This is a genomic window from Janthinobacterium sp. BJB301 (assembly GCF_002735685.1).
GTDB lineage: Bacteria > Pseudomonadota > Gammaproteobacteria > Burkholderiales > Burkholderiaceae_D > Janthinobacterium > Janthinobacterium lividum.
This window is the reverse complement of record NZ_PDZJ01000002.1, coordinates 696,136-710,800: the sequence shown is the minus strand read 5'-3', so window position 1 is coordinate 710,800 and position 14,665 is coordinate 696,136. Positions and strand designations below refer to the sequence as shown.

Annotated in this window: 11 protein-coding genes; 8 read left to right on the top strand and 3 right to left on the bottom strand. The window is 65.1% G+C overall.

What is annotated here, in order from left to right:
• Nucleotides 1-54: 54 nt before the first annotated feature.
• Together CSQ91_RS16480 and CSQ91_RS16475 are read right to left on the bottom strand one after the other, a co-directional pair.
• Nucleotides 55-3,174: an efflux RND transporter permease subunit gene (locus CSQ91_RS16480; protein ID WP_099388986.1), complete on the bottom strand. Its 3,120-nt coding sequence runs from the start codon at nt 3,172-3,174 to the stop codon at nt 55-57.
• Nucleotides 3,175-3,177: 3 nt separating this feature from the next.
• Entirely contained in the window at nt 3,178-4,410 is a 1,233-nt protein-coding gene (locus CSQ91_RS16475; protein WP_034779962.1) for an efflux RND transporter periplasmic adaptor subunit, read from the bottom strand.
• A 393-nt stretch (nt 4,411-4,803) separates the two neighbouring features.
• On the opposite strand from CSQ91_RS16475, the gene CSQ91_RS16470 reads away from it, so the two are divergent.
• Nucleotides 4,804-7,338, top strand: coding sequence for a sensor domain-containing protein (locus CSQ91_RS16470; protein WP_099389295.1), 2,535 nt, complete (start codon nt 4,804-4,806; stop codon nt 7,336-7,338).
• Here the strand turns inward: CSQ91_RS16470 and CSQ91_RS16465 are convergent.
• Nucleotides 7,335-8,321, bottom strand: coding sequence for an endonuclease/exonuclease/phosphatase family protein (locus CSQ91_RS16465; protein ID WP_099388985.1), 987 nt, complete (start codon nt 8,319-8,321; stop codon nt 7,335-7,337). The genes CSQ91_RS16470 and CSQ91_RS16465 overlap by 4 nt on opposite strands.
• A gap of 37 nt (nt 8,322-8,358) precedes the next feature.
• Between CSQ91_RS16465 and ybaK the strand changes: the two genes are divergently transcribed.
• The 7 genes from ybaK (at nt 8,359) to CSQ91_RS16430 (ending at nt 14,638) form a co-directional block, all read left to right on the top strand.
• On the top strand, nt 8,359-8,850 hold the full coding sequence (gene ybaK / locus CSQ91_RS16460) for a Cys-tRNA(Pro) deacylase (RefSeq protein ID WP_034779956.1): 492 nt from the start codon (nt 8,359-8,361) through the stop codon (nt 8,848-8,850).
• Between the two features lie 97 nt (nt 8,851-8,947).
• Entirely contained in the window at nt 8,948-9,592 is a 645-nt protein-coding gene (gene plsY, locus CSQ91_RS16455) for a glycerol-3-phosphate 1-O-acyltransferase PlsY (RefSeq protein ID WP_230520638.1), read from the top strand.
• Nucleotides 9,593-9,682: 90 nt separating this feature from the next.
• A complete protein-coding gene (locus tag CSQ91_RS16450) occupies nt 9,683-10,348 on the top strand; it encodes a DsbA family oxidoreductase (RefSeq protein ID WP_099388984.1) in 666 nt (221 codons plus the stop codon).
• 70 nt (nt 10,349-10,418) lie between these two features.
• Nucleotides 10,419-10,709: a DUF427 domain-containing protein gene (locus tag CSQ91_RS16445; protein ID WP_070281496.1), complete on the top strand. Its 291-nt coding sequence runs from the start codon at nt 10,419-10,421 to the stop codon at nt 10,707-10,709.
• Nucleotides 10,710-10,746: 37 nt separating this feature from the next.
• Nucleotides 10,747-11,706, top strand: coding sequence for a DUF2157 domain-containing protein (locus CSQ91_RS16440; RefSeq protein WP_099388983.1), 960 nt, complete (start codon nt 10,747-10,749; stop codon nt 11,704-11,706).
• A complete protein-coding gene (locus CSQ91_RS16435) occupies nt 11,703-13,364 on the top strand; it encodes a GDYXXLXY domain-containing protein (RefSeq protein WP_099389294.1) in 1,662 nt (553 codons plus the stop codon). The genes CSQ91_RS16440 and CSQ91_RS16435 overlap by 4 nt, the downstream gene beginning before the upstream one ends.
• 29 nt (nt 13,365-13,393) lie before the next feature.
• Nucleotides 13,394-14,638: a metal-dependent hydrolase gene (locus CSQ91_RS16430; RefSeq protein WP_099388982.1), complete on the top strand. Its 1,245-nt coding sequence runs from the start codon at nt 13,394-13,396 to the stop codon at nt 14,636-14,638.
• Nucleotides 14,639-14,665 lie beyond the last annotated feature (27 nt).

The window sequence follows — 14,665 nt, the reverse complement described above, 5'->3', positions numbered from 1 at the left end:
GGAAGCCGCCGCGTCGTCCCCGCCAATGCGGGGACGGTGAAGGCGACCGGTCTATCAGTGGGCGTGTGCCTTGCCGTCGTCGGCGGATTCTGCATGCTCGCCGCCGCTGCCGCCAAAGAAGCGCGCGGCGCGCTTGCCCAGGCTATCGAGGTAGGTGTAGGCGACGGGCACCACCACCAAGGTCAGCAAGGTCGAGGTGATGACGCCGCCGATGACGGCGCGGCCCATCGGCGCCTGCGATTCGCCGCCGTCGCCCATGCCGATGGCCATCGGCAGCATGCCGAAGACCATCGCCAGAGTCGTCATCAGGATGGGGCGCAAACGTACTTGCCCCGCTTCCATCAGCGCCTCGAACTGCCCCAGGCCTTCGCGCTGGCGCTGGTTGGTGAAGTCGACCAGCAAGATCGCATTCTTGGTGACCAGGCCCATGAGCATGATGAAGCCGATCACGGAGAAGATGTTCAGGGTGCTGCCCGTGATCAGCAGGGCGGCCAGCACGCCGATCAGCGACAGCGGCAAGGACACCATGATGGCGATCGGCTGCAGGAAGCTGCCGAACTGCGACGCCAGCACCAGGTAGATGAAGATCACGGCAATGCCCAGCGCCATCATCGCGCCGCCCATGGTTTCGGCCATCTGCTGCGCATTGCCGGCCACGTCGAAGCGCACGCCGGGCGGCAGGTCGATGGACTTGATGGCTTTCTGCACGTCGGCGTCGACGTCGCCGGCAGGGCGGCCCTGCACGCCCGCATAGATGGCGACCCGGCGCTGCAAGGCCTGGCGTTTCAGCACTTGCGGGCTCGATGACGGCACGAATTCGACCACCTGGCGCAGCGGAATCATGACCGGCTTGCCGTTCGCGTCAAACTTGCTGGACGCCAGCGACAGGTCGGCCAGGTCGGCCACTTTCTGGCGGCCCGATTTCGGCAGCTGCACGTTGACGTCGTAGTTCTGTCCGTCGCTGGCTAACCAGTGGCTGACCGTGTCGCCCGCAACAAAAGGCCGCAGGGCATTGCCGATCTGCTGCACCGACAAGCCCAGGTCGCTGGCCAGCTCGTTATTGATTTTCACGGTGGTCGACGGATTGGCGCCTTCCTGGCTGTACTCCATGTCGGCCAGGCCCTTGATGGTGCGCATCTTGTCCATCAGGCGGTGCGCCACCGCATCGAGCTTGCCTTCATCCGTGCCGAGGATGGCGATGAAGATGGGACGGTTGCCGACCGACAGGGTGATGCCGGCGATCGGCGCCAGGCGCTCGCGGATCAGCTTTTCCAGTTCTTGTTGCGAGCGGCGCTTGTGCGTCTTGAGGTCCGTCAGTTTCAGGTTCACCTCGGCCGCGTTGCGTCCATCGGGCGTGCCGATATTGGCCACCAGGCTGTCGATCTCGGGAAACTCCTTCAGGGCCGTTTCGATCTGGCGCACTTTGCTGTCCGTGTATTCGAGGCTGGAGCCGACAGGCGTCTTGAAGCGCAGGTTGACCCAGCCCTGGTCCGTCTCGGGGAACATCTCGCCGCCGATCATCGGCACGAGCATCAGGCTGCCCGCGAACAGGGCCACGGCCGTGGCCAGGGTCGTCTTGCGCCAGCGCAGGGCCACAGCCAGCACCTTGCCATACCAGACGTGCAGGCGGTCGATGCCCGTCTCGATCCAGGCCATGAAGCGGCCCAGCCACGGCGCATACTTGAAGCGGTCCTTGACGGGGTCGCGCCAGACGGACGACAGCATGGGGTCGAGCGTGAAGCTGACGAACAGGGAGACGAGAACGGCGACCGCCACGGTGATGCCGAACTGCAGGAAGAAGCGGCCGATGATGCCGTCCATGAAGGCGACCGGCACGAATACTGCGACGATGGCGAACGTGGTGGCCATCACGGCCAGGCCGATTTCATTGGTGCCGTCGTTGGCCGCCTTGTAGTGGTTCTTGCCCATGCCCAGGTGGCGCACGATGTTTTCGCGCACGACGATGGCGTCATCGATCAACAGGCCAATGCACAAGGACAGCGCCATCAGGGTCAAAAAGTTCAGGGTAAAGCCGAAGGCCTTCATGGCGATGAAGCTGGCCAGCACGGAGATCGGCAAGGTCAATCCCGTGATGATGGTCGAGCGCCACGAGTGCAGGAACAGGAAGACGATCACCATGGTCAGCACGGCGCCTTCGATGATGGTGCGCTTGACGTTATTGAGCTGGCTTTGCACGCGTTCCGATTCGTCGTCCAGCACGCGCAGGGTGATATCGGGCGGCAGCGTCTTTTGCAGGTCCGCCGCCACTTTCAGGATGCCGGTACCCACTTCGACCACGTTGGCATCCTGCACCTTGGTGATTTCCATGGTCACGGCTTGCTGGCCGTTCATGCGCGAGATCGACAGTTCTTCCTGTTCGCCGTCGACCACGGTGGCCACCTGGTCCAGGTAGACGGGGCCGATGGCGCGGCGCGCGACGATGATCTTGCCGAATTCGCGCGCATCCTTGATCTTGCCTTCCACACGCACCAGCTGTTCGGCCGCGCCATGGCTGATCGAGCCGGCCGGCAAATTGGTATTCGTCGCCTGGATGGCGCGGATCACTTCATCGACGCCGATGCCCTGGGCATTGAGTTCGATCGGTTTCATGCTGATGAGGATCTGGCGCGCGCGCAAGCCGCGCAGCTTGACTTGCCCCACGCCGGCCACGCCCTGGAAGCGCTTGCTGATGATCTGTTCCGTCATGGTCGACAGCGAGCGCAGGTCATGCCCGGTCGAGGTCAGCACGATGGTGGCGATGGGGCGTTCGTTGTCGCCTTCGGCGCGGGCGATGAACGGGTCCTTGGCTTCTTTCGGGAAGCGGGGGCGCACCAGGGCCACCTTGTCGCGCAAGTCCTGCATGGCCTTGTCCATGTTCGTCGACAGCTCGAATTCCAGGTAGACGCCGGCGCGTCCTTCCCACGAGTTGGCGCGGATGGTCTTGATGCCGCTGACGGTGTTGACGGCGTCCTCGATGGGGCGCGTGATGTCGTTTTCCACGGCTTCGGGCGAGGCGCCCGGGTAGTTCACTTCAATGGCGGCGAACGGGAACTGCACGCTGGGCATGCTTTCCACGCCCAGGCCCCGGTAGGAGAAGATGCCCAGCACCACCAGCGCCACCATGACCATGGTGGCGAAGACGGGATTTTGAATACTGACTTTGGTCATCCACATGGCTCAGTCCTTCCGTGCCAGCACGGCTGCCGGCGCGGCAGGGGCGGCAGCCGGTGCGGCGAAGGTCACGCTGTGGCCCGGCTTGACGCCATCGAGCTTGGCGATGATGACTTTCGCGCCCGGCACCAGGCCGGACGTCACTTCCGCATAGCCTTCATCCTCGTTGCGCAGTCCCAGCGTGACGGGCTGGGCGACCACCTTGTTGTTCACCAGCGCATACACGACGGGACCCTGCTTTTCATTGCGCACGGCCGTCAATGGCACCAGCGGCGCCACGGATGAGCGCTCGGTGACGATGCTGCCCTTGGCGAACATGCCGCCGCGCAGCGCGCCATCGCCATTGTCGACGGCGATGTAGACGAGCATGGCGCGCGAGCCGCTCTCGGTGGTGGGGTTGATGCGCGTGACCTTGCCGGCGAAGTCGCGCGCGCCGAAGCCGTCGACCTTGAAGTGCACGTCCTGGCCCAGCTTGATGCGGGGGATTTCCGCGCTGGGGACGGGGGCTTCCAGGGTCAGTTGCGCCAGGTTGACGATGGTGTAGACGGGCATGTCGGGCGAGACTTTTTCGCCAGCCTGCAGGTGGCGCTTGCTGACGATGCCGGCCATGGGCGCGCGGATCACCGTGTCGGCCAGCGCGATGCGGGCGATGTCGACCATGGCGGCGGCGGATTTGACGCTGGCGCGCGCCAGGTCGACGGAGTTTTGCGTCGTGTCGTAGGCCGTCTGCGAAATGTACTTTTGCTTGAGCAAGGCCTGGCTATTGGCCTCGTTTTTGCTTGCCATCGACAGGCGCGCCTGCGCTTCGTCGAGCATGGCTTGCTGCTGCGTCAGGCGGGCGCGCTGGTCGGCCGCATCCAGGCGCACGAGGATTTGCCCATCCGCCACATGCTGGCCTTCCTGCAAGGTCGTTTCCTGGATCACGCCGGAAACCTTGGCCTTGATGGTGGCCTGGGTCAAGGGCGCCAGCGAGCCGGACAGGGGCAGGCTGATTGCCAGCGCGCGCGCATCGATGGCGGCCACGTCGCCCTGCGCCAGTTCATGCACGGGCGTCTTGTCCTGCTCCTTCTTCTTGCTCGCTTGCAGTTCGGCAGCCTTGGCGGCTTGCTGCTTCGATTGCATCACCGTCCAGCCGCCGCCGGCCAGGGCCAGCACGACCAGGATCAGCACGGGGGTGCGCCAGCGCCGGCGGCGCGTGGCGGCAAGGGGGGAGGCGGGGGGCAGGGTCTCGTTTTTCATAGGTTTTTTAGTCAGGAGCGGCGCAGGGGTTCGGCGCCAGGTCTCGGTGCGGACCCGGCCTGTCGCTGGCCGGGAGAATTCGGGTAGCGCATCACCGTGGCGGCCGCAGGCAGCACGCCTGCCGCTGCGGTCGTTCACGGCGATGCGCATGTTGCCACTTTAGGAAGATTCAAGTCTGGCCGCCATCGCCGTGCGACAGATTGCACAAAATCGGGGCTGGAATGCAAAAAACGGCGACCGGAACCACTGCCGGCATGCCCGCGGTGCGCGTCACGATGCTTGCGCATCCTCAAGAAGCCGATTCGTGGGCGCGCAAGAATGGTCGGGATGGTTGCGCCACCGGACAGGCCATCCGCCCGCCGGTTGCCGCGCTGCCGCGCCACGGGGGGCCTGATGTCTGATCGGATTGTCGGAGCCGCCCCGTCGCCGGGCCGTTTGCTGGCCGCTGCCGAACCGCAGGCGGGGCCGGCCGGCAAGGCGCTCGATTTGCTGTCCATCATTGTTGCCGCCGTCGAACAGGCGCCCGGCCTGGCCGTGCGCGGCATCGACCGCGATGGCATCGTGCGCTACTGGAGCTTTGGCGCGGCGCGCCTGTATGGCGTGACGGCGGAGCTGGCGCTGGGCCAGCCGTGGGCCAGGGTGGCCGCTTCGCTGCCGGACGCCGCCACCGTGGCCGAGGAGGTTGCCGGTGAATTGGCGGCCGTGTGGGACAGCGGCAAGGCGCGCAGCACGCGCCTGTGGAAGCTGGATGCCGATGGGGCCGCGCCGCGCTGCATCTGTTCCACCGTGTTTCCTGTCATGCAGTCCGGAAGAGTGCGGCAAGTGGTCTGCATCGATGTCGACATCACGGCCAGCGGCCAGGATGGCGCCGCGCAGGGCGCCTTGTTGCTGATGGGCGACAATTTCCGCCAGCTGTACCAGAAATCCGCCGATGCCATCCTGCTGCTGCGCGATGAGCATATCGCCGAGGCGAATCCGGCCGCCATTGCCCTGTTTCAATGTGAAGACCGGCAACGCCTGCTGGGGCGCCGCCTCAGCGACTTTTCGCCCTTGCGCCAGCCCGATGGCGAATTGTCATCGTTGAGCGGCACGCAACTGGCGGCGCAGGCCCACGCCGACGGCAATTGCCGCTTTGACTGGCGCTATCAGACGTGCAGCGGCGAGCTGTTCTGGGGCGAAGTGCTGCTCACTTCCGTCACGCTCGACCACACCTATCTGTTTTACGCCGTGATCCGCGATATTTCCTCGCGCAAACTGGCCGAGCGGGCCCTGTACCTGTCGATGCAGGTCATCGAGCATGCAAGTGTCGCCATCGTCGTGATGGACCCGCAGCAGCGGGTCGTCAGCATGAATCCCGCGTACAGCGAGATCAGCGGCTATAGCCTGGACGACATGCTGGGCAAGCCCTTCGTCCTGCACGGCGTGGAGCCGGATGCGCCGGCGTTTTTCGACCACGTGTGGGACGAGGTCGATGCGAATGGCTATTGGCAAGGCGATATCATGGGCCAGCGCAAGGCGGACGGGCGCTACCCAGCCTGGCTGTCGCTGACTGCCATCCGCGATTCGCAAGGGCAATTGAGCAATTACCTGGCCATTCTCAGCGATATCAGCGAGCGCAAGAAAAACGAGGAGCACACGCGCCACCTGGCCGAGCACGATTTCCTTACCGACTTGCCGAACCGGGTGCTGCTGCTGGACCGGCTGTCGCTGGCCCTGGCGGCCGCGCGGCGCAAGCTGAGCATGCTGGCCATCCTGTACCTGGATCTCGATCATTTCAAGCACATCAATGACAGCATGGGCCACCACGTGGGCGACTTGCTGCTCAAGGAGGTGGCGCGGCGCCTGGTGCGCTGCGTGCGCGGCGTCGATACGGTCAGCCGGCATGGCGGCGACGAGTTCGTCATCATCCTGGCCGAGGTGGGCGGCATCGACCAGGTGGCCCATGTGGCGTCCAGCCTGCTGCATGCCGTGACGCAGGTGTACCAGCTGGGCGAATACGAACTGCATGTGTCGACCTCGATCGGCGTGGCCATCTTTCCCAGCGATGGCGACAGCATCGATACCCTCGTGCATAACGCCGACATCGCGATGTACCATGCCAAGGAAAGCGGGCGCAACAATTTTCAGTTTTTCAATGCCGAGATGAATGCGCAAATCGTCGAGCGGGCCAGCCTGGAGCAGGGCTTGCGCGAAGCGCTGGGACGCGATGAATTCGTGCTGGAGTTCCAGCCCGCGCTCGATGTTGCCAGCGGGCAGATCGTTGGCGCCGAAGCGCTGCTGCGCTGGCGCCACCCGCAACTGGGCGTGCTGCCGCCCGAGCGCTTCATCGCCGTGGCCGAGGAATGCGGCTTGATGGTGTCGATTGGCAACTGGGTGCTGCGCCACGCCTGCCTGCGCGCGCGTGCCTGGCACGATGCGGGCCATGCCTGGCACGTGGCTGTGAATCTGTCGCCGGCGCAATGCCTGCACAATAATTTATTGCTTGGCGTACAAGAGGCACTGACCGCGTCGGGTTTGCCTGCCGGCTGCCTGGAACTGGAAGTGACGGAGTCCTTGCTGATGAAGGGCGGCGCCCGCCTGGCCGGGGTGCTGGCGCAGCTGCGCGCGCTGGGCGCCAGGCTGGCCATCGATGACTTCGGCACCGGATATTCGCGCCTGGCCAATCTGCGCCATTACCCGGTGGATAAACTCAAGATCGATCCATCGTTCCTGCCCGCCGCCGCGAACGGCGCGGCAGGCGAGTCCGACACGGTCGTTGCCGCCACCATCATCGCCATGGCGCGCGCGCTGCAATTGACGGTGATTGCCGAAGGCGTGGAAACGGCGCAGCAGCTGGCGTATCTGCGGGGGCAGGGCTGCCAGCAATACCAGGGCCGCTATGCCAGCGCGCAAGTCGAGGGCAGCGCGCTGGCGAGGTTGCTGCATTAGTGGATATTTCCCAGCAGCTTGATGCGTGCCAGCACTTGGCCATGGTCGGATGCATGCGGCAAGCCCAGCAGCAAATGGTCGTTGAGATAACCCACTTCCTGCACCACGCCGATGGCGCGCGGCGAGGCGGCGTGGAAATGTTCGGATACAAGGATGTGGTCGATCGTCATGTAGGTGCTGTCGTGGATATTCGTGTAGCCCACGTGGCGCAGGGCATCCTGGCGTAGCTGGATGGCATTGGCGTCGTACAGGCGCGCGCGCATTTCCGGCATGTCGCCATGTGGTTCGCACGGCCCGCCCGCCCCCATGACGATGGCCGTGGTGACGGCATTGGCGATGTCGTTGAAGTCGCCCAGCACGATGCGGGGGCGGCCGCTGTGGCCCAGTTCGCTTGCCAGCACGCGCAGGGCCACGGCTTCCGCGCCGCGCCGCTGCAGCGAGCGCAGGTTGGCCAGCGCGTAGGCGATGGCATCGTTGCCGTCGCCATGGCGGTAGTCGGGCCGGCGTGATTTCAAATGCACGACGACCACGTCCGTGAGTTGTCCGCCAGGCAAGATGACCTGGACGTGCAGGGGCGCGCGGGCGAAGCGGCAGGCATTGTCATCCAGGACATGGCTGTCGGCAGGCACGCTCACGCCGGCAGGAAAATTCGCCCAAGCAACGCCAGCGCCGGCTAGCGGCAGGCGCGACACCAGCGCCACCGTGGGCAATATGCGTCCGGCGGCATCCATCGCATCGTAGCCGGCCAGGGTGGCTTCGCGGTAATGGCGCGTGCGCGACAGTACGTCGCGCAAGGCCGCTTGCGAGAAAATTTCCTGGAAACCGATCACGTCGGCGTCGAGCAGGTCGATCTGCCGCGCCGTCCACTCCGCCTTGGCCGCGTATTGCGCCGGGCTCAACGGTTCCAAGTTGTCATACAATTTCGCCCCGGCGGGGGCCAGGTTGCAGACATTGAATGTGGCAAAGCGGATTTCTTCCTGCATAATTAGCACTCCTCACTGAACGATCAGCGTATCACGCATGGCTAAAAAAGAGCATATTTCCGAGACCCAGGCGACGCAGTTGCTGCGCAAGCATCAAGTTTCCTTCGATGAACACCCGTATCCGTACGAGGAGCACGGCGGCACCAGCGTCTCGGCGCGCGAATTGAACGTGCCCGAGCATGCGGTGATCAAGACCCTGGTGATGCAGGATGAGGCGGCCAAGCCGATGATCGTGCTCATGCATGGCGATTGCAAGGTCTCGACCAAGAACCTGGCGCGCGCCATCGGCTGCAAGTCCGTCGAGCCGTGCAAGCCCGAGGTGGCGCAGCGCCATTCGGGCTACATGATCGGCGGCACGTCGCCGTTCGGCACGAAAAAGGCCATGCCCGTGTACGTGGAGCAATCGATCCTGGCGCTTGAACGCATCTATATCAATGGCGGGCGGCGCGGCTTCCTCGTCTCGCTGGCGCCGCAGGTGCTTGTTGATTTGTTGCAAGCCAAGCCGGTGCAGTGCGCCCTGCAGGATTAATGAAATGGACGACAGGCTGTTACCGGGCATCGGCCATGGTGTATATTCTGCTGCGCCAGCCTCGATGCTGGTGTAATAAACACAATAAAGGGAAGAAATGAATCCAGTAATCACAACCGTGGCAATGACAGTGGCCGCTTACTTGCTCGGCTCGATATCGTTTGCCGTGGTGATGAGCAAGGTCTACGGCATTGCCGATCCGCGCACCTATGGCTCGAAAAATCCGGGCGCCACCAACGTGCTGCGCAGCGGCAACAAGGGCGCCGCCATCATGACCCTGCTGGGCGATGGCGCCAAGGGCTGGCTGGCCGTGTTCCTGGCCGACCATTTTGCCACTGCGCTGGGCGTGGGCGACACAGCCGTGGCCCTGGTGGCCATCGCCGTTTTCCTCGGCCATTTGTGGCCCGTGTTCTTCCGCTTTGTCGGCGGCAAGGGTGTGGCCACGGCCCTCGGTGTGCTGCTGGGCATCAATCCATGGCTGGGCCTGGCGACCCTGGCTACCTGGCTGATCATCGCCTATGCCTTCCGCTATTCCTCGCTGGCAGCGCTGGTGGCGGCCCTGTTCGCGCCGTTTTACTATGGCTTGCTGTTCGGCGTCGATCCCATCTTGCTGTCCGTGATCGTCATGAGCGTGCTGCTGGCTTATCGCCACAGCCAGAACATCGCGAACTTGCTCTCCGGTAAGGAAAGCAAGATCGGTGGCAAGAAGGATGCGGCCAAGGCGACCGTCAAGAAGAAGTAAGCGCTTGATTTCCCGCGGCCCGCACGCATATGCTGTGCTTGCGGCGCCGCGCGGTGCGGCCGCCACCGACTCGCGCAAAGGCTGCCCACCATGAGTTCCACTCCCGTCACACCCCCCCCTATCCGTATCGATTTCGTGTCCGACGTTTCCTGCCCATGGTGCGTGGTGGGCCTGAAATCGCTGGAGCAGGCGCTGGACAAGCTGCAAGACACCGTCCAGGCCGACATCCACTTCCAGCCGTTCGAGTTGAACGCCAATATGCCGCCCGAAGGCGAGGATATCGGCGAACACATCGCCCGCAAATATGGTTCCATCCCGGAACAGATGGCGCAGTCGCGCGAAGCCATCCGCGCGCGCGGCGAGCAGCTGGGTTTTACCTTTGCCATGGACAAGCGCGGCCGCATCTACAACACCTTCGATGCGCACCGTTTGCTGCACTGGGCCGGGCTGGAAGGGCGTCAGAAGCAACTCAAGATGGCGTTGTTCGATGCCTATTTCACGCAGGGACAGGATCCATCCTCGCATGCGGTGCTGCTGGCCGTGGCCGGCAAGGTGGGATTGGACACCGTCAAGGCGGCCGAAGTGCTGGCATCGAACGCCTACGCGGACGAGGTGCGCGCGCAGGAACAGTTCTACCAGCAGAACGGCATCAACTCGGTGCCTGCCGTCATCATCAACGAGCGCCACCTGATTTCCGGGGGGCAGCCGCCTGAAGTGTTCGAGCAAGCCTTGCGCCAGATCATCGCCGGCGCTTGAGCGGGGCGCCAATGGCGCGCGCCATGGCAGACTTTTTGCGCTACACTCGGCGCAGAAGGAGGATAGTCAAATGCCAACAGCCAGCTGGAATGGCGCTGTCATCGCGCAAGCCACCGATGCGCAGGTGCAAGTCGTTGAAAACAATGTATATTTTCCTTTATCGTCGGTGACGCAGGAATACCTGCGTCCCAGCAGCCACACGAGCATCTGCCCGTGGAAGGGCACGGCCAGCTATTACGACCTCGTCGTCGGTGGTCAGACGAATGCCAACGCGGCCTGGTATTACCCCCAGCCAAAGGATGCCGCCAAGCAAATTGCCGGCCACGTCGCCTTCTGGCGCGGCGTGAGCGTCGAGCGCTGACCTGACTCCCCCAATTTCCTGACAAAGAAAGCAGACGATGGATTTACGCCTCGCCGTGTACCAACTCGCCTCGGACCATGCGCTCGATGCCCGACAAACCCGGCAGTTGCAGGAAGTGGCCGGCTTTCAGCGCGAACCCGCGCGCCTGGCCTACTGGCTGCCGCGCGGCGTGGCCGTGCTGGGCGCCGCACTGCTGGGCATGGGCTTGATCTGCTGGGTCGCCGCCAACTGGGAAGCGCTGGGCCGCATGGGCCGCTTTGCCCTGCTGCAAGGGGTGCTGGCCGCCGCCTGCGTGGGCGCCTTCGCCGTGCCCAAGGCGCGCGTGCCCTTGCTGCTGCTGGCCTTGCTGGCCATCGGCGGCTTGTTTGCGTATTTCGGCCAGACGTACCAGACGGGCGCCGACCCGTGGCAGCTGTTCGCCCTGTGGACCGTGCTGGCCTTGCCCCTGTGCCTGGTCGCGCGCAGCGACGTGCTGTGGACGCCATGGATGCTGATACTGTCGACGGCCGCCACCCTGTGGATGCAGGCGCAGGCGCGCCACAGCTGGCGCATCGATTCGGCCGATCTGTCCATCTTCGTCAGCGGCTGGCTGGCCGTGCTGCTTGCCTGTGCGTTTGTCTCGCCCCTGCTGGCGCGCTGGACGGGCGCGGGCAGCTGGGCCTTGCGCCTGGGCCTGGTACTGGCCACCGTCCTTATCACGGGCACGGGCGTCAGCGCCCTGTTCGGCAATGATATCGAGTCGCCGTACTGGGCGGGACTGGGCTTGCTGGCCGTCGCCGGCGTCCTGCTGGCCACCGGCCGGTTCTTTGATGTGTTCGGCCTGAGCGCCGTCGCGCTCGGTATCAACACCTTGCTGGTGGGAGGGCTGACGCACGTGCTGTTCAACGGCCATGGCGATGGCGTCGGCGCGCTGGCCATGCTGGGCTTGCTGGCCGCCGTGCTGCTGGCGCTGACCGTGCAAGGCATCCTGTGGCGCACGCGCCGGGAGGCGGCATGAACACTATCCATGGTCAACGAGCCGACGCGCTCGCCACCCTGATCGACGACGCCACGCGCGCCGGCCTGCTGCCGCCCAACGCCACCCGTCCCGCGCAGGATGTACGGCCGTGGCCGCTGGTGCTGATGACGGCCTTCGGCGCCTGGCTGGCCGCCATTCCCCTGATGATTGCGCTGGGCGTGGGCCTGGAAAGCGTCGTGCGCCACGGACCCGGCGCGTATGTCGTCGCCGCCATCGTACTGGTGGCGGCCGTGCTGCTGATCCGCACGCGCGGCGTGGCGCTGTTCGTCGAACAGCTGGCCGTGCCATGCCTGCTGGTGGGCGGCGGCTTGCTCGGTTATGCCCTGTACCGCGACTATTCCACGCAGACGGCGTCGCTGCTGCTGTGCCTGGCATGCCTGGTGGTGGCCGCCGCCTTGCCGCGCGACTGGCTGCGAGTGCTGCTGGGGCTGGTCGCCTGCGGCTTGCTGGGGCTGGGCATCGTCGATAGCACGCGCGACTTTATTTTCGAAAACGACCCCACGCAACTGTATCTGGCCTGGATGCTGGCCCTGGCCCTCTGGCTGGGCGCCCACTGGCTGCAGAAGCAAGCCTTCAACGATGGCCGCGGCGCGTCCGTCGCCGCCTTCCTGGAATCGCTGTCGACGGGGTGGGTCCTGGCAATCTTGCTGGGACTGGTCTTCTGGTCCGGCATGACCTTCATGCTGGGCGGCGCCTTGGGCGGTGGTTTTGCCGGCGAAGTGGCGCGCGAAGTGACCCGGCACCAGGCCGGCGCCTGGTATGCGCAAGCCTTGAATGGTGTGTCGCTCGTGCTGGCCATGGCGGCTGCCGCCTGGACGGGATGGCGCTGGCCGGCGTTGCGTCAGTTGCCCGCCATCGGCGTGGCGCTGGTGCTGGTCGTGCTGTCCTGGTTCATGCCGGCGCTGGGGCCCGTGCTGCTGATCCTCGCGTATTGCCTGACGAGCGGGCGCTCCCGCGTGGCCGTGGCGGCCGCGCTGGCCGCCGCATGGATACTCGGCAGCTTTTATTATCAGCTGGCCTGGCCGCTGGCCAGCAAGGCGGCGTTGCTGGCCGTGGCTGGCGCCGTGCTGTGCGCCCTGTCGTGGCTGGCCATGCGCGGCGCCGTGCTGCACCTGGTGGAAAGCAAACCGGCGGGCGTGGCCACCGAACACCGCGCCGCGCGCCTGGGCGTGCTGGGCGGCTTGCTGCTGGTGTTGCTGGTCGCTAATGGCGGCATCTGGCAAAAAGAGCAGCTGATTGCCAAAGGACAAGCGATCTTCGTGGCGCTGGAACCCGTCGATCCCCGCTCGCTGATGCAGGGCGACTACATGCGCCTCAATTTCGTCAACCTTGGCGTCTTGAGCACGCTGGCCAGCGTGGACCGGGCGCCTGGCCGGCCCCTCGTCGTGGCCACGCGCGATGCGCGCGGCGTGGCGGAACTGCTGCGCCCGTACACCAGGGAAGCCCTTGCGCCCAGCGAATTCCTGCTCGAGCTGACGCCGAAGGATGGGAACTGGGTGCTGGTCAGCGATGCCTGGTTCTTCAAGGAAGGCGAGGCGGCGCGCTGGGAAAAAGCCCGTTATGGCGAGTTCCGCGTGATGCCGGACGGGCGCGCCTTGCTGGTCGGCATGCGCGGGCCGGAGCTGGAAAAGCTGTAGCGCACGCGCACGTCCTGTAAAATTGCCCGATGGATAATATTACGCATTCGGTCATCGGCCTCGGGGTCGGCGAACTGGTACACCGCAGCCTGCCGCCCGAGCCGCAGGCCCCCGCCCAGCGCACCCGGCGCGCGCTGTTTCTCTTTACGGCCTGGTTTGCCAGCAACGCGCCGGACCTGGACCTGGTGCTGACCAAGCTGCTGCCGCGCCCGTTCGGCTACATGCTGCACCACCGGGGCCACACGCATACCTTGCTGCTGGCCTTGCCCCAGGCGCTGCTGTTGCTGGCCCTGTTGTGGCTGCTATGGCCCGGTGCGCGCCGGTTGCTGAAAAGCAGCGTGCCCGCCCGCATCGGCTTGGCGGCTTGCCTGTTGCTGGGATTCTGCTTGCACATGGGCATGGATTTCCTCAATTCCTATGGCTTGCACCCGTTTTACCCGTTTGACAGCCGCTGGCTGTATGGCGACATGGTCTTCATTGTCGAGCCCATGTTCTGGGTACTGCTGGGCGTGCCCGTGATCATGTCCTTGCACTACGGCATCGTCAAAAGCGTGCTGCTGGCCGCGCTGGCGGCGGCCCTGTGCTTCTTCACCTATAAAACCTACCTGGCGCCCGCTTCGTTGGTCGTGCTGCTGGGGCTGGGCGTGATCCTGGCCGTGCTGCAAGGCCGGGCCGGCGAGCGGGGACGCGGACCGTTGCTGCTGGCCTTCGCGCTGGCCGCCACGTTCATCGGCACGCAGGGCGTGGCCTCGGCCCTCGGCCGCGCGCGCATCGAGGCGGCCGTGCAGCGCCTGGACCCTGGCACGCGCGTGTGGGATGTGGCGATGACGGCGTTTCCCAGCAACCCGCTGTGCTGGATCTATGTCTCGCTCGACAGCAAAACGGACATGTACACCTTGCGGCGCGGCACGCTGAGCCTGCTGCCGGAGTCGCTGGCCCCCGCCGCTTGCCCGGCGGGACTGGCCGAGACGGGCAAGCGGGGACAGCAACTGGCGCCCGGCATCGCCGTGTCCGCGCAAGCGGCGGGCAGCCTGGCCACCTTGCGCGCCTTGCAGGAAGACAATTGCTATGTCGACGCCTGGTTCCGCTTTGCCCGCATGCCCAGGTTGAATGCGGACAAGCTGACGGACGTGCGCTTCAACCCCGGCATGTTGCCGAATTTCACCACGGTCGAATTGCAGCAGTTCCGTGGCCGGCCATGCCCCGCCTATGTGCCGGGCTGGGACCGCCCCCGTGCCGACATGCTGGCGCCGCCGAAAGCGGATGGCAAGTAGCGGTTATGTTGCCTTGTGGAAAAAATA